This is a genomic window from Dickeya zeae NCPPB 2538 (assembly GCF_000406165.1).
Lineage (GTDB): Bacteria > Pseudomonadota > Gammaproteobacteria > Enterobacterales > Enterobacteriaceae > Dickeya > Dickeya zeae.
The window spans coordinates 3347994-3362442 of the sequence record NZ_CM001977.1; the positions used below are offsets into that span (position 1 = coordinate 3347994).

Here is a 14449-nt window from a genome sequence, read left to right on the forward strand (position 1 = left end):
TTTTCCAACCAGAGTGACAGACCGATGATTCGAACCATGCTGCAAGGTAAGCTGCACCGGGTAAAAGTAACCCAGGCAGATTTACATTATGAAGGGTCCTGCGCCATCGATCAGGATTTTATGGATGCCGCCGGTATTCTTGAATACGAAGCGATCGACATCTACAACGTGGATAACGGCCACCGCTTTTCCACCTATGCGATTGCCGCAGAGCGCGGCTCCCGCATCATTTCCGTCAATGGGGCGGCGGCACGCTGCGCCTGCGTCGGCGATAAGCTGATTATCTGCTCCTATGTGCAGATGCCGGATGAACAGGCTCGCACCCATCATCCTAAAGTCGCCTATTTTGGTGATAATAACGAACTGCAGCGAACGGCTAAAGCCATTCCCGTACAGATTGCCTGAGCGGATCAACGCGGATAAAAAAAGCGAGGCAGCAACACCGCCTCGCTTCACCTTGACCAACAGAAAACGTGTCTTAACTGCGCAGCCCGCGCCCACGCTCAATCAGCCACCAGCTCACGCCATAAAACACCACGATGAAGGCCAGCAGAACTGCCAACGTCAGCGGCAACGGCACGTCATGAATGCCCAGGAACCCAAAGCGAAAGCCACTTATCATGTATACGATCGGGTTTAGTTTGGACACCGCCTGCCAGAATGGCGACAGCAATGACAACGAATAGAATACGCCCCCCAGATAGGTAAGCGGCGTCAGCACGAAGGTAGGGATCAGGCTGATGTCGTCAAACGTTTTGGCGAACACGGCGTTGATCAACCCCGCCAGCGAAAATAACATCGCGGTCAGCAGCAAGGTCACCACCACCATCCACCAGGCATGAACCTGTAACGGCACAAAGAATAGCGATACCGCCGTCACCAGCACACCGACGCAGATACCGCGCGCCATACCACCTCCTACATAACCGGCGATAATAATATGCGTCGGTACCGGCGCGACCAGCAGCTCTTCGATATTGCGCTGGAATTTGGCGCTGAAAAATGACGAAGCGACATTCGCATACGCATTGGTAATCACCGACATCATGATCAACCCCGGCACGATGAACTGCATATAGCTAAAACCGTTCATTTCGCCGATGCGGTTACCGATCAGATTACCGAATATAATAAAATACAATGACATGGTGATCACTGGCGGCACCAACGTCTGAACCCAGATCCTCGCGAAGCGGTTGACCTCTTTGGTCCAGATACTCTGCAACGCCACCCAATATAACCCCATCATGCTTTATCTCCGTTGTTATTGAGCAGAGCGACAAACAGTTCTTCCAGGCGATTGGCTTTGTTACGCATGCTAAGGACCTGCACCCCCTGAGCGCTAAGCTGGCTGAAAATACCGTTCAACCCTTGCTCTCTTCTGACATCCACCTCCAGCGTCGAGGTGTCCACCAGACGGTGTTGATACCCCTCCAGACGTGGCAACGCACTTTTCGCCGCCAAATCGAAAATGAAGGTTTCTGATTGCAGCTTGGCCAGCAACGCCTTCATCGAGGTGTTTTCCACCAATTGCCCGGACTGGATGATGCCGATATTGCGGCACAACATTTCCGCCTCTTCCAGATAATGGGTGGTCAGGATAATCGTCGTCCCCTGCCCGTTGAGTTCTTTAAGAAATCCCCACATTGAGCGGCGTAATTCAATGTCCACCCCAGCGGTCGGTTCATCCAGAATCAGCAGTTTGGGCTCATGCATCAACGCCCGGGCAATCATCAGGCGACGCTTCATGCCACCAGATAGCATACGTGCCCGCTCGTTACGCTTCCCCCATAAATCAAGCTGATTGAGGTACTTCTCCGCGCGTTGTACCGCTTCATGCCGCGGTACGCCGTAATAACCGGCCTGATTCACCACGATTTGCATCACGGTTTCAAACGGATTGAAGTTGAACTCCTGTGGTACCAACCCCAGTTGCCGTTTGGCGTTTACAACATCCCGGTCCAGATCGTGGCCGAATACCTGCACCCTGCCGCCCGTTTTATTGACCAGAGAGCTAATGATGCCAATAGTCGTGGACTTGCCTGCACCATTCGGGCCCAGCAAGGCGTAGAAATCCCCGGCTTCCACACGCAGATCGATACCTCGCAGCGCCTGAACGCCGCCAGGGTATGTCTTAGTCACATTCGACAATTCAAGTGCATATGTCATAGCTGAAAGCATGCCTTCTTATCAGTTAAGCGGGCCCTGGTCGGACCCAGTTTTCGATTTCAAAACCCCTATGATTGCTCTATATTACCTTGCACCGCCCTTTTGTCGTTACAGGTCATTTACTTTCATGAAAACAATAGAAACGCTTATCGCCAATAACCAGCAATGGTCTGAAACGATCGTGAAAGAAGACCCCGATTATTTTGAGCGGTTGGCACTATCTCAACGTCCCCGTTTTCTGTGGATCGGCTGTTCGGACAGCCGGGTTCCCGCAGAAAGCCTGACCAGTCTGGAACCGGGTGAACTGTTTGTGCACCGTAACGTGGCCAACCTGGTTATCCATACCGATCTTAACTGTCTGTCTGTCGTTCAGTACGCGGTTGAGGTTCTGGAAGTGGAACACATCATTATTTGCGGTCACTATGGCTGCGGTGGTGTACAAGCCGCGGTTGAAAACCCGGAACTCGGGTTGATCAACAACTGGCTGCTCCACGTTCGAGACCTGTGGTATAAGCACAGCTCATTACTGGGAGAATTGCCACCGGAACAGCGGTTTGACAAACTCTGTGAAATCAATGTAGTAGAACAAGTGTACAACCTGGGTCACTCGACCATCATGCAGTCGGCCTGGAAACGCGGTCAGAAAGTGACGATTCACGGCTGGGTTTACGGGATTCAGGATGGACGTTTACGCGACCTGGAAGTCACCGCCACCAGCCGCGAGACGCTGGAACAACGTTATCGTCGGGCGGTCTCGTCGCTGCTGTAATCATTCGTATCGCGCCCATGCGATATGGGCGCGATTTCACGCTTTACTGCGGGATCACCTTACCGATAAACGGCAGATGACGGTAGTGCTGCGCATAATCAATACCGTATCCCACCACAAACTCGTCTGGAATAGAAAACCCAACCCACTCTACCGGTACCGGAACTTCACGACGCGACGGCTTATCCAGCAACGTGCAGATCGCCAGCGATTTGGGGGCGCGTAACTGCAAAATTTCCCGCACTTTACTGAGCGTATTACCCGAATCAATAATGTCTTCGACAATCAGCACATCTTTGCCACGGATGTCCTCATCCAGATCCTTGAGGATTTTCACATCGCGGGTCGAGCTCATGCCACTGCCATAACTGGAGGCAGTCATGAAATCCACTTCGTGAGAATGGTCGATGGCGCGGCACAGGTCGGCCATAAACACAAAGGATCCACGCAGTAACCCCACCAGCACCATGTCACTGGTGCTATCACGGTAATGTTCGCTAATCTGGCGTCCAAGCTCAGCCACCCGCGCCTTGACCTCAAGCTCGGAGATCATGACTTCCACCGTATGTTTCATCATACTGACTACTCACCAAAAAAAGATATCCAGTATCGGCCACTGTGGCCATACTCCAGGGCAGACACACAGCCAGGCTATGCCGCCATTCATCACGGCGCGCAGTATATAACAGAAAGCCTGCTTTCCCCCACTCAAGGAGAGAACATGACCTCGTTATCGTCTTCAGCGTCTGACAACACCCCCACTACTCCAAACGTCATCACCTACAAAGTGAATGACCCCATCACTGTCGATCAATTTATCCATCTGCTCAACCGAACCTCGCTAGGCCCCAGACGGCCGCTGGAGCAGCGCGATACCCTCGCCGGCATGCTGACGCAAGCCGACCTGTTGGTAACGGCATGGCGTGGTGACGAACTGGTGGGTGTCGCCCGCAGCGTGACGGATTATCACTTTTGTTGCTACATGTCGGATCTGGCGGTGGATGAAGCCTGTCAGCATGGTGGCATTGGCCGCCAGCTTATCGCGCACACGGTCCTGCAACTCAAGCCACAGTGTCGCCTGATTCTGATTGCCGCACCGCAGGCCGTGGATTATTACCCCAAAATCGGCTTTGAGGCACACCCCAGTGCCTGGCATATTCTGGCCAAGGACTTTCTGGCACTGAAGCCGTAAAGCCCGGCAGGCTCGATGACAGCAGCGGGAATATCAGTGCATTTATAAGAATGTGAAGATTCCGTTATCACGGCATAAAACAGAGTAAAGCGCATTGCACGGTGTCGGTGAAAGGTTTCTGATGGACGTCGGCCAACCGAAACGAGGTGTAACATGACAGAACTCACGAAAACCTGCCGCACCGCAGCGTGGATTGCCGGTATTTCACTGCTTTCGAGCTTGTCTGTAGCGTCTGCGCATCCAGAGAATGTGGATCCACGGTTACCGGACAGACAGGAAATACTGCCGCCGCCCCCCGGGTTCCCACCCCCGCCGCCTGCTTTACGTCCACCAGTGCCTGCACTGTATCAGGCGTCATTACAGGCGAGTGACCCGGTATTAGCTGCTAACAAGCTGGTCGCTAACGTGCCCCAAGGTAATGGTAAAACGTATGAAGTCAGCATCAGCGTAAGAGAGCTGCCACCTGAGCCAAATCCTGCACCGGTTGCACCAGCAACCGCCAAATGACCAGGCAGTGCGGCAGCATAGGGAAGGGAGCGGCAAGGTGGTCGTTCCCGTATTAAGCGGTGATGAACCACCTCTTACTCTCTACAGCAATGCGGGCCTGTGGCCCGCTATTCCTGAGCACTTACCGCAGATTGCGGTGGAAACAGAACTGGCTGATCAATGCGAATACTGAGTCGAACCGGCTGTCCCGGCTCAAACCAGTTACCACTTTGCACCTGAAGCGCCAGCTCATTAACCCGAATACGGTAAAAATTGCTGTTCCCCATGAACAAGCGGTCCTCAATCACCCCCGGCCCATCCTCATCGAGGGCGAGTGCTATCTCTTGCGGGCGAACCAACCAGTCGTATTGTGCGCCATGCGGCAACTTCAACGCCCGTGTTGCCTGATGCTCGCCGAGAAAACTCTGCCATTGTCTGTCACCGCTAATCTTCACGGGCAGGTAGTTGGTGTTCCCCATAAAACTCGCTACGTAGCGGTTAACCGGCCGGTAGTACAGGTCAGCGGAAAATCCCTGCTGCACAACACCACCGCCATGGATCAGAATCAAATGATCGGCAAACGCAAATGCATCCTCCCGATCAGCGGTCGCAAATAGCGTAGCAATCTGCCGCTGCCGCAGGATTTGGCGCAATTCGCTGATCAATTGGTAGCGAAGCTGACTATCAATGGAGGAAAAAGGTTCATCCAGCAACAACAGTTTAGGCTGGCATGCCAGCGCCCGGGCAATGGCAGCACGCTGATACTGCTCGCGAGAAAGTTCATGTGGATAGCAACGGGTAAACGTTTCCAGTTGCATCACCCCCACCACATCCATCGCCAGCGTACTGATTTCTTCGGATGACTTACCGCGTAGCCCAAAAGTAATATTTTCCATCACAGTCAGATGGGGAAACAACACATCATCCTGAAACACCATCCCGACTACGCCTGGCGAGGTTTCAGCACGTTGCGTTTGAAGAGGAACAACCTTCTGACCTGCAATAACAATTCGGCCTTTTTCCGAAGACAGCAGACCCGCTATCGATTTCAGCAGCGTGGTTTTGCCATCACCGCTGGCTCCCAGCAGACACACCATCTCTCCCTCATGTACCGAAAAACCCACATTTTCTAATACAGAAACCGATGGGTAGCCGCAACTGAGCGAGGTTATCGTCAGAATCTCCGGAGTCGTCATAACGTTCCTATCCTTCCATTCGCATCAATCGGGTGATCCCAAATAGCGGGATCATCCCCACACCGACCAGCATCAACGCAGGTGTAGCGACCAACGGCAGCCGTTCATCCATGATAAAACGAAACACATACGTCGCCATGGTTTCCACCTCAAACGGCTGCAACAGCAGCGATGCATTCAACTCACGCAGGCTTTCGGTAAACACCAACAACACGCCGACCACCAGACAGTGGCGTAACTGCGGCAGATAAACCCACAGCACTTGCTGTACAGGCGTATACCCCAGCGACTGACTGACATGATTCATCGAGCCCGGTAAACGGGAGATTCGAATTTGTAGCCGATCGATCAATAAACCGCTAAAGCGCATGCAGTAAGCCAGGATCAACACCAGTACCGACCCGGCCCAAGGGTCATCCACCACGCCACCGGGTGAGGCGTGCCAGGCATCCAGTCCGAGAAATGGCACCAACAGCCCCATACCTAGCGCCGTCGAGGGTAACAAGCGGTTAATATTGACCCAGCGCAGCGGGTTACGGTAAGCCGGGTTGCCCGTTGCCTTGAAATCAAACGTACACACGACGGCCAGTCCAATCACCAGCAGTGTTGCGCAGGCAGCCGCCATGACACTGCTGGTAAATGCCAGCAGGAATGGCAGGCTCCAGATCGGTGCTTCAGACAGCACGGCCCAGCACACCAGGCGACCAACAGGTACGACAAACGCCACCACCACCAACCCACCGCCGAGCAATACCGTCAGAAAGCACGCCCACCCGCGCAAAACCGGCAGGTCTTTCGGGCAAACGCTCCCCAATTGTTGATAACGCAATTGACGTGCACGACTGCGACGCGCCTGAAACCATATCAGGAAGACCAACGGCAGCAATAACGACATCAATAACGCGGCCGTCCCGTGCTGCGCTTTGTCACGCCACAAATCCAGACCCGCGGTCGTTACCGTCCGTAATGAGAAATAGGCGGAAATACCGTAATCACCGAGTGCCTCAGAAGCCATCAGTACCATGCCAAGTGCTATCGCCGGACGCGCCATGGGAAACACCACACGCCAGAAAACCTGAGCGCGGGTATGATTCATCAACAAGGCAGCCTGCCGCAGATTGGCGGACTGTGACATCAATGCGGTGCGCACCAACAGGTAGATATAGGGAAACAGCACCAACGCCAGACTGAGACTGGCACAGCCTACCATCCAGACTTGATGCCAAAATGTCTGGGGTACACGGTCTGACGTAAATGATAAAGCGTAAAGCGTCTGTTTAACCGGCCCTTCGTACCCGAACAGATCACCATATACAGCAGCCAGCAGGTACCCGGGCACCGCCAGCGGCAACAGCAATGCCCGGTGCAGCCATGCCTGACCGGTAAAGCGGTAATGCGACATAAGCCAGGCCAGAGGTAGCGCAAACAGCAAGCTGAATAGCACGCAACCGATCACCAGCATCAGCGAGTTCGTCCCATAAATGGGCAGAGCTTGCCATAACGCCAATACCGCGTTGCCGGGGGCGAAAAAGGCCATACCGACGATAGTCACTAGCGGGAACAGAAGGATCGCCGCCAACAGCACACTACTAATGCGCCAGATACCTGAAGTCATGAGAAATCGGTAAAATAAATTTAAACTGCACTATTAATATCAAAGCCGGGCGCTGGCGTCATGGTATCAATCGCCGATAAATGGCCGGTAATTATCCCATTGAACAAACAGCACCTCGTTTTACCCCACCCAGCAGCCGATTACGGGATATCACGCTGATCTGAATAAAACTTGAAATCAGGGCCGGTAACTGTGATAACGTCATCTAATGAAAGATGAAACAGGTTAAATTATGAAACACTCCGCGCTGGTGCTGCTCCTGCTCTCATTGTTGGGCTTCTCCTCCGCCAGTAAGGCATTGAATGATTTCGAGGCAGAAGACCTCGCCGATCTGACTGCCATTTTCGTTTATCTAAAAAACAACTGCGGCTATAAAGACCTTCCCAACGATCAGATTCGCCGGGCGCTGGTCATCTTCGCCCAGCAAAACCGTTGGGATCTCAGCAATTACAACCAGTTCGACATGATTGCGCTCGGCGAAGCCAGCTACCGTGATCTCAGCGGCATTGCTATCCCCACACCGAAAAAGTGTCAGTCTTTGGCTCGGAACTCACTCAGTTTACTCGCCACTACACAGTAAAGCCTAAAATCCTCCGTATTGCGTGAAATTTGACCGTGCAAGCACCATGAGAGTTAGCTATCATAGCGCGCCAATTTTCATGGCTGTTATCGCGGAGGAAGCCCTAACATGTCCCGGAAAGAAATTTGGTATGAGACCCTGCATGCCAACTTCGGTCAGTATTTTTCAATAGACCAGGTGCTCTATCATGAAAAAACCGACCATCAGGATCTGATCATCTTCGAAAACGCGGCGCTAGGCCGGGTGATGGCGTTAGATGGCGTCGTACAGACCACCGAACGCGACGAGTTCATCTACCACGAAATGATGACCCACGTTCCGCTGCTCGCCCATGGCAACGCCAAACGTGTGTTGATCATCGGTGGCGGTGACGGCGGAATGCTGCGTGAAGTCTGTCGTCACCGTAACATCGAGCAGATAACAATGGTCGAAATCGACGCGGGTGTTGTGTCGTTCTGCCGTCAGTACCTGCCCAATCACAGCGCAGGCGCTTACGATGACCCACGTTTTCGTCTGGTAATTGACGACGGTGTTAACTTCGTCAATGCCTGTCAGGAAAAGTTCGATATCATCATTTCCGACTGTACCGACCCCATTGGCCCCGGTGAAAGCCTGTTCACCTCAGATTTTTATCAGGGATGCGCGCGTTGCCTGAACGATGGTGGAATCTTCGTGGCACAAAATGGCGTCTGTTTCCTGCAGCAGGATGAGGCTGTTAACAGCCATCAGAAACTGAGCCACTATTTCAGTGATGTCAGTTTTTATCAGACAGCCATTCCCACATATTATGGCGGCATCATGACTTTTGCCTGGGCCAGTAATAACCCCGCGCTGCGAGCTATCGACCAACAGAGCCTGCAACAACGGTTTGAGGCAGCGGAAATCGTCTGCCGCTATTACAACCCAGCCATCCATATCGGCAGCTTTGCTCTGCCACAATATTTACTGAATGCCCTGTCAGCGTCACGCTGATCACAGGCATCCATAAGGGGGTGAATTAAATTGCAAAAGCTGAAACTACATGGCTTTAACAATCTGACCAAAAGCCTGAGTTTTTGTATCTACGATATCTGTTATGCGAAAACGCCCGCCGATCGTGATGGCTACATCGCGTATATCGACGAACAGTACAACGCAAACCGTCTGACAGAAATCCTGAGTGAAACCTGTTCCATCATTGGCGCTAATATTCTGAACATTGCTCGCCAGGATTATGAGCCGCAAGGCGCCAGTGTGACCATTTTGGTCAGCGAAGAACCGATGGATCCGCGCGATGTGGATACCTCCGAACATCCCGGCCCCTTGCCGAATTCCGTCGTCGCACACCTTGATAAAAGCCACATCTGTGTACACACCTACCCTGAAAGCCACCCTGGTGGCGGCCTGTGTACGTTCCGCGCCGATATAGAAGTGTCGACCTGTGGCGTCATTTCACCGCTTAAGGCACTGAACTATCTGATCCATCAACTGGAATCGGATATCGTAACCATTGACTACCGTGTACGCGGTTTTACCCGCGACATCAACGGCATTAAGCATTTCATCGACCATAAGATCAACTCAATCCAGAACTTCATGTCTGACGACATGAAATCGCTCTATCATCTGATGGATGTTAATGTTTACCAGGAAAATATTTTTCACACCAAAATGTTGCTGAAGGATTTCGACCTGAAGCACTACCTGTTTAACGTCAGCCCTGAAGAGCTGAGCGCCGAAGAGCGAAAACGTATCACGGACTTGCTATACCGTGAGATGCAGGAAATCTATTACGGCAGAAACATCGCAACCGTATGATCATCCGCCTGAGGGCATATGCCCTCAGGTTCCGGCAAATCCTCGCCCGTTATTCCTGACAAGGTAAGTACGCGTCACCGCGCAAAGGCAAAGCGCCGTATTTGCGCTTTAAAAACGAAGAAGCCCTGAATCAGACGATTCAGGGCTTCGGAATGATTGGCGGTGCGGACGGGACTCGAACCCGCGACCCCCGGCGTGACAGGCCGGTATTCTAACCGACTGAACTACCGCACCGCGCTATGCTCAGTGAGCGAGGTGAATACTACGGTCCGACACCTATTGCGTCAACGGTTTTTATCACTAACCGCTTCTGTTCGCTTACATTTTCAGCGCAATGATGTCTTTATGATCAAGACACCATGTCTTAGTTGCGCCACAGGCAACTGCCGCCTTTCTTCATAATTAAATCCAGCCGTTGCTCATGTGCCACCAACTCGTCATCACTGGCGTACAACACTGTCAACGCTGATGCAGGGCGTGAAATACGCTGTATGGTTTCGGCTTGCACTGTCTGCTGCTGACTCTCTCCTTCCATCGAAAAAGCCAGTGACGTTTGGCCGCCGGTCATCGACAGATAGACTTCAGCCAGAATCTCGGCATCCAGTAACGCGCCGTGCAGTGTACGCTTACTGTTATCTATCTGGTAACGGTCGCACAATGCGTCCAGGTTATTACGCTTGCCGGGGAATAACCGGCGAGCCATCAGCAGGCTGTCGGTGATAGTACAGAAGGTTTCCGTTTTGGGGATGTCTCGTCCCAGCAACCGGAACTCATAGTCCATAAAGCCGATATCAAACGACGCGTTATGGATCACCAGCTCCGCACCGCGGATAAAATCAATAAAATCATCGGCAACCTCAGCGTAAGTCGGCTTATCAGCCAGAAACTCATCGCTAATGCCATGAACATTATAGGCTTCCGGGTCTATCAGACGGTCCGGCCTAAGATAAACATGGAAATGACGCCCGGTCAGGCGACGATTCACCACCTCAACCGCACCAATCTCAATAATCTTGTGCCCTTCATAGTGAACCCCCAGCTTATTCATACCGGTGGTTTCCGTATCAAGAACGATTTGTCGTGTAATTGCAGTGCTCATCGGTTTCGTTTATGTCAGACTTATGCTTTTGACCATGAATAAGAGTCTACCAGAGATGCTAAAACAGGTTGAGATTTTCACCGACGGCTCCTGTCTCGGCAATCCTGGCCCGGGTGGCTACGGGGCGCTTTTGCGCTATAAGCAGCACGAGAAAACACTGAGCGCAGGCTACCGGCTAACCACTAACAACCGGATGGAACTGATGGCGGCGATCGTCGCACTAGAAAGCCTGACCTCGCCTTGTGAGGTGACGCTCAGTACCGATAGTCAATATGTCCGCCAGGGGATTACCAGTTGGATCCACAACTGGAAAAAACGCAGCTGGAAAACCGCAGAGAAAAAACCCGTGAAGAACATCGACCTGTGGCAGCGGTTAGATGTTGCGATTCAACGCCATACCCTGCATTGGATGTGGGTCAAAGGCCACGCCGGTCATCCAGAAAACGAACGCTGCGATGAACTCGCCCGGCAAGCCGCTAATACACCAACCCTTGATGACACCGGCTATCAGCCGGAATAATCTGCACTATCACTCGCCTGTCAGATGATTAGTCATGCCGATACCGATAGCTTTTCGTCGCCCCTACCGGGCGATGCATCGGTGATTTTCTTAACAAGCTTTTGCTCGGTGTCATGGTCAGTGGGATGGTGCGTTTGCGTGCAACGATCAGATTCAGGCACCCCAATAGCGGCAACGTATTGTTCCATTTGCCCTGCTCTGGCTCACGCCACGGCAGCACCTGCAAACTATTATGATGCACAATTTCGTAATTCAGCAGACTCAGCCAGTCCATCACCCGCATTTGACTGAACATACGGCTACAATAGGGCTGGCGTCGGCGCATTCCCGGAACCAGACGCCCCAGCCCCACCAGACTAACCGGGTTGAAACCACTCACGATGACCCACCCATCATTAATCAAAATCCGGTCCACCTCACGCACAATGCGGTGAGGATCGGCAGAGTACGCCAGGACATGGGTCAGTAGACAGGCATCCACGGATTTCTCTATAAATGGAAGTTGGTAGGGATCAGCCATAACATGCGCCTGCTGATCGCGACTGACATTGACCTGATGTGGGATAGTGCACGTCTGGCTGTCAATCGCGATGCTCAATCCACCAATCTTCAGCAGATGGAATCCGAATATTCGGCTCCACCAAGGGGCTAGCGCAGTATTCAGGGTGTGGAGATAGTTCTCTCCCCAGGGAATGGCTTCCCAACTATCCGGTGCCACGATTTTCTGGGATGTTTGTGCTGGCTTCATGTTTTAGAATCGTCCACAAGCTAACCATCAACAACGAGGATGCAAGCATGAATCTTATCAGTGTACCGGCTTTCAAGGATAACTACATTTGGCTGCTGGCTAATGATGAAAACGACTGTGTGATTGTAGACCCGGGAGATGCCGTCCCCGTACTGCAAGCACTGGAACATCACGGGCTATCTCCCGCCGCGATTCTGCTGACCCATCATCACAATGACCATACCGGTGGTGTCGAGCAATTGGCCGCTCATTACCCTGATATACAAATTTACGGCCCACAGGAAACTAAACGCTGTGGCGTGACACACACAGTACAAGAGGGAGATAAGATTACGGTCGCAGGTTCGGAATTTTCTATTTTTTTCGTGCCTGGACACACCGCAGGACATATCGCGTACTATAGCCACCCATATCTGTTCTGTGGCGATACGCTGTTTTCTGCTGGGTGCGGTCGCATTTTTGAAGGTACAGCACAACAAATGTTCGAATCATTGATCAAGTTGGCTGATTTACCCGATGAAACCCAAGTATGTTGTGCGCATGAGTACACATTGTCCAATCTGGCGTTTGCTCACCATGTTTGGCCAGAAGATGTAGATATTTATGATTACCTTGTAAAAATCAGGCAATTACGTGAAAAGGGAGAATCATCCCTCCCCTCTACACTGGGCCGGGAACGAAGAATAAATATTTTTTTACGCTATCATGACATTGATTTAAAAAGAAAATTGTCCATTAACTCGGACACCCAGGGTGATTGGCAGATTTTTGCGCATTTACGTGCATTGAAAGACCAATTCTGACGGTTTTTGTTGTACTGAATTGCCAATCAAAGTATCATTGTCTGTCTTTTAAGCAACTATTGACACAGATATGAAGACTAAAGCGATATTCATCGCCTCAGTCGTGTTGACAGGTTGCCAGGTGCCACCCAATGACACCTCTCAACCCAGACAGCATGCACAGAGTCTGTCTTCGGCAGGTCAAGGTGAAGCAGGAAAGTACACAGATGGTCGAGAGACCGGTACGCGATGGCTGGATGATGAAAGCATCGCGCAGCAAGACCTGTGGAACTTCATTGGCGACGAGCTGAAGATGGAGGTTCCGGAAAATACCCGGATCCGCGAGCAAAAACAGCGTTACTTAAAAAATAAGAGCTATCTCCACGATGTAACATTACGGGCAGAGCCGTACATGTACTGGATAGTCGGGCAGATTAAAGAACGTAAGATGCCGATGGAACTGGTACTGCTACCCATAGTGGAGAGCGCTTTTGACCCAAACGCCAGATCATCATCCAACGCCGTAGGGCTTTGGCAGATTGTTCCTGGTACAGGGCGTAATTATGGGTTGAAACACACCCAGTGGTACGATGGACGTCGTGATGTTGTTGCATCTACGACTGCTGCGCTGGATATGATGCAGCGCCTGAACCGTATGTTTGACGGCGATTGGTTATTGACCGTAGCCGCCTATAACGCAGGTGAAGGGCGAATCATGCAAGCGGTGAAAGCGAATAAAGCGAAAGGTCGTCCAACAAATTACTGGGCGCTGGCGTTGCCGTATGAAACGTCGACCTATGTGCCCAAAATGTTGGCGCTAAGCGATATTCTCAAGCACAGCAGAAAGTACGGAGTTGAACTGCCGAAGCCTAATGAAAATCGTGCGCTGGCACGCGTTGACTTAGGCCAGCAGATGGAGTTGACGCAAGCTGCCGAGCTGGCAGGATTGTCTGTCACTAAGCTAAAGAGTTACAACACGGGCTACACACGTGATGTTACCGCACCTAACGGTCCACATTACATTATGGTACCCAAGTCCCATGTGGGACAGTTGAAAGGCTCATTGGCAGATGGTGATATTGCTGCAATCCAGCCAACCAAAACTGCGCAGCCGACCGTGGCGACTCGCTCTGCCGGATATAAAGTTCGTTCAGGTGATACTCTATCGAGTATCGCTAAACGAATGAATGTCCGTACGCAGGACCTGCAAAACTGGAACCACCTCAAGGGCAGTGCTCTAAAAGTGGGTCAGACATTGCAGGTTGCTAAGGCAACCACACCCGTGACGGCAGGTGTAGTAGCAAGCAATAAGTCGAACTCGATCATTTATCAGGTTCGTAAAGGTGATTCGCTGGCAAGCATTGCCAAACGCCACGGCGTTAACATTGCTGATGTGATGCGCTGGAATACGGTTATTAAAGATGCCAACCTTCAGCCAGGTGATCGGTTGACACTTTACGTTACCAGAAGACAATCGCCCGACTCCTGATAAAAAA

Annotated in this window: 17 protein-coding genes and 1 tRNA gene; 10 read left to right on the plus strand and 8 right to left on the minus strand. The window is 51.9% G+C overall.

Translation table 11 applies throughout. From position 1 onward, the window contains the following. Positions 1-24 precede the first annotated feature (24 nt). Positions 25-405 carry an aspartate 1-decarboxylase gene (gene panD / locus DZE2538_RS14680; protein ID WP_012768777.1) on the plus strand — a complete coding sequence of 127 codons (381 nt, stop codon included), beginning with the start codon at positions 25-27 and terminating at the stop codon, positions 403-405. Positions 406-478: 73 nt separating this feature from the next. Here panD and DZE2538_RS14685 read toward each other — a convergent pair whose 3' ends face one another. Beyond that, positions 479-1249 (minus strand): ABC transporter permease, encoded by a 771-nt coding sequence (locus DZE2538_RS14685; RefSeq protein WP_019846498.1) that lies wholly within the window; start codon positions 1247-1249, stop codon positions 479-481. Continuing rightward, on the minus strand, positions 1246-2169 hold the full coding sequence (locus DZE2538_RS14690) for an ABC transporter ATP-binding protein (protein ID WP_019846497.1): 924 nt from the start codon (positions 2167-2169) through the stop codon (positions 1246-1248). The genes DZE2538_RS14685 and DZE2538_RS14690 overlap by 4 nt, the downstream gene beginning before the upstream one ends. A gap of 127 nt (positions 2170-2296) precedes the next feature. Here DZE2538_RS14690 and can point away from each other — a divergent pair, with 127 nt between their 5' ends. Further along, complete coding sequence (gene can / locus DZE2538_RS14695) at positions 2297-2938, plus strand: carbonate dehydratase (RefSeq protein WP_012885789.1); 642 nt, start codon at positions 2297-2299, stop codon at positions 2936-2938. A 43-nt stretch (positions 2939-2981) separates the two neighbouring features. Here can and hpt read toward each other — a convergent pair whose 3' ends face one another. Beyond that, a complete protein-coding gene (gene hpt / locus DZE2538_RS14700) occupies positions 2982-3512 on the minus strand; it encodes a hypoxanthine phosphoribosyltransferase (RefSeq protein ID WP_023640515.1) in 531 nt (176 codons plus the stop codon). Between the two features lie 147 nt (positions 3513-3659). Between hpt and DZE2538_RS14705 the strand changes: the two genes are divergently transcribed. Both DZE2538_RS14705 and DZE2538_RS14710 read left to right on the plus strand, forming a co-directional pair. Beyond that, positions 3660-4130, plus strand: coding sequence for a GNAT family N-acetyltransferase (locus DZE2538_RS14705; RefSeq protein ID WP_038916667.1), 471 nt, complete (start codon positions 3660-3662; stop codon positions 4128-4130). A gap of 153 nt (positions 4131-4283) precedes the next feature. Continuing rightward, positions 4284-4637: a hypothetical protein gene (locus tag DZE2538_RS14710; protein WP_038916668.1), complete on the plus strand. Its 354-nt coding sequence runs from the start codon at positions 4284-4286 to the stop codon at positions 4635-4637. 107 nt (positions 4638-4744) lie between these two features. On the opposite strand, the gene DZE2538_RS14715 is transcribed toward DZE2538_RS14710, so the two are convergent. Both DZE2538_RS14715 and DZE2538_RS14720 read right to left on the minus strand, forming a co-directional pair. Then, positions 4745-5812 carry an ABC transporter ATP-binding protein gene (locus DZE2538_RS14715; protein ID WP_038916669.1) on the minus strand — a complete coding sequence of 356 codons (1068 nt, stop codon included), beginning with the start codon at positions 5810-5812 and terminating at the stop codon, positions 4745-4747. 7 nt (positions 5813-5819) lie between these two features. Further along, complete coding sequence (locus tag DZE2538_RS14720; RefSeq protein ID WP_023640518.1) at positions 5820-7427, minus strand: ABC transporter permease; 1608 nt, start codon at positions 7425-7427, stop codon at positions 5820-5822. A gap of 232 nt (positions 7428-7659) precedes the next feature. On the opposite strand from DZE2538_RS14720, the gene DZE2538_RS14725 reads away from it, so the two are divergent. From DZE2538_RS14725 to speD, 3 genes are all read left to right on the plus strand, one after another. Then, positions 7660-8007: a YacC family pilotin-like protein gene (locus tag DZE2538_RS14725; RefSeq protein ID WP_012885795.1), complete on the plus strand. Its 348-nt coding sequence runs from the start codon at positions 7660-7662 to the stop codon at positions 8005-8007. A 108-nt stretch (positions 8008-8115) separates the two neighbouring features. After that, positions 8116-8979: a polyamine aminopropyltransferase gene (speE, locus tag DZE2538_RS14730; protein WP_023640519.1), complete on the plus strand. Its 864-nt coding sequence runs from the start codon at positions 8116-8118 to the stop codon at positions 8977-8979. A 30-nt stretch (positions 8980-9009) separates the two neighbouring features. Then, on the plus strand, positions 9010-9804 hold the full coding sequence (gene speD / locus DZE2538_RS14735) for an adenosylmethionine decarboxylase (protein WP_019846490.1): 795 nt from the start codon (positions 9010-9012) through the stop codon (positions 9802-9804). 157 nt (positions 9805-9961) lie between these two features. Here the strand turns inward: speD and DZE2538_RS14740 are convergent. Further along, positions 9962-10038: transfer RNA gene (locus DZE2538_RS14740), tRNA-Asp, on the minus strand. Positions 10039-10168: 130 nt separating this feature from the next. Further along, complete coding sequence (dnaQ, locus tag DZE2538_RS14745; protein ID WP_019846489.1) at positions 10169-10903, minus strand: DNA polymerase III subunit epsilon; 735 nt, start codon at positions 10901-10903, stop codon at positions 10169-10171. On the opposite strand from dnaQ, the gene rnhA reads away from it, so the two are divergent. Continuing rightward, positions 10857-11423, plus strand: coding sequence for a ribonuclease HI (gene rnhA, locus DZE2538_RS14750; protein ID WP_161624058.1), 567 nt, complete (start codon positions 10857-10859; stop codon positions 11421-11423). The genes dnaQ and rnhA overlap by 47 nt on opposite strands. A 28-nt stretch (positions 11424-11451) precedes the next feature. Here the strand turns inward: rnhA and DZE2538_RS14755 are convergent, their stop codons facing one another. After that, a complete protein-coding gene (locus DZE2538_RS14755; protein ID WP_023640521.1) occupies positions 11452-12171 on the minus strand; it encodes a class I SAM-dependent methyltransferase in 720 nt (239 codons plus the stop codon). Positions 12172-12218: 47 nt separating this feature from the next. On the opposite strand from DZE2538_RS14755, the gene gloB reads away from it, so the two are divergent. Both gloB and mltD read left to right on the plus strand, forming a co-directional pair. Further along, on the plus strand, positions 12219-12974 hold the full coding sequence (gene gloB, locus DZE2538_RS14760; RefSeq protein WP_038916671.1) for a hydroxyacylglutathione hydrolase: 756 nt from the start codon (positions 12219-12221) through the stop codon (positions 12972-12974). Between the two features lie 70 nt (positions 12975-13044). Then, positions 13045-14442: a murein transglycosylase D gene (gene mltD, locus DZE2538_RS14765; protein WP_023640523.1), complete on the plus strand. Its 1398-nt coding sequence runs from the start codon at positions 13045-13047 to the stop codon at positions 14440-14442. Positions 14443-14449: the final 7 nt, after the last annotated feature.

Bases quoted from the DNA above. Each gene is read 5' to 3' on its own strand.
- panD (WP_012768777.1), top strand. From the start codon at position 25: ATGATTCGAACCATGCTGCAAGGTAAGCTGCACCGGGTAAAAGTAACC.
- DZE2538_RS14685 (WP_019846498.1), bottom strand. From the start codon at position 1,249: ATGATGGGGTTATATTGGGTGGCGTTGCAGAGTATCTGGACCAAAGAG.
- DZE2538_RS14690 (WP_019846497.1), bottom strand. From the start codon at position 2,169: ATGACATATGCACTTGAATTGTCGAATGTGACTAAGACATACCCTGGC.
- can (WP_012885789.1), top strand. From the start codon at position 2,297: ATGAAAACAATAGAAACGCTTATCGCCAATAACCAGCAATGGTCTGAA.
- hpt (WP_023640515.1), bottom strand. From the start codon at position 3,512: ATGAAACATACGGTGGAAGTCATGATCTCCGAGCTTGAGGTCAAGGCG.
- DZE2538_RS14705 (WP_038916667.1), top strand. From the start codon at position 3,660: ATGACCTCGTTATCGTCTTCAGCGTCTGACAACACCCCCACTACTCCA.
- DZE2538_RS14710 (WP_038916668.1), top strand. From the start codon at position 4,284: ATGACAGAACTCACGAAAACCTGCCGCACCGCAGCGTGGATTGCCGGT.
- DZE2538_RS14715 (WP_038916669.1), bottom strand. From the start codon at position 5,812: ATGACGACTCCGGAGATTCTGACGATAACCTCGCTCAGTTGCGGCTAC.
- DZE2538_RS14720 (WP_023640518.1), bottom strand. From the start codon at position 7,427: ATGACTTCAGGTATCTGGCGCATTAGTAGTGTGCTGTTGGCGGCGATC.
- DZE2538_RS14725 (WP_012885795.1), top strand. From the start codon at position 7,660: ATGAAACACTCCGCGCTGGTGCTGCTCCTGCTCTCATTGTTGGGCTTC.
- speE (WP_023640519.1), top strand. From the start codon at position 8,116: ATGTCCCGGAAAGAAATTTGGTATGAGACCCTGCATGCCAACTTCGGT.
- dnaQ (WP_019846489.1), bottom strand. From the start codon at position 10,903: ATGAGCACTGCAATTACACGACAAATCGTTCTTGATACGGAAACCACC.
- DZE2538_RS14755 (WP_023640521.1), bottom strand. From the start codon at position 12,171: ATGAAGCCAGCACAAACATCCCAGAAAATCGTGGCACCGGATAGTTGG.
- gloB (WP_038916671.1), top strand. From the start codon at position 12,219: ATGAATCTTATCAGTGTACCGGCTTTCAAGGATAACTACATTTGGCTG.
- mltD (WP_023640523.1), top strand. From the start codon at position 13,045: ATGAAGACTAAAGCGATATTCATCGCCTCAGTCGTGTTGACAGGTTGC.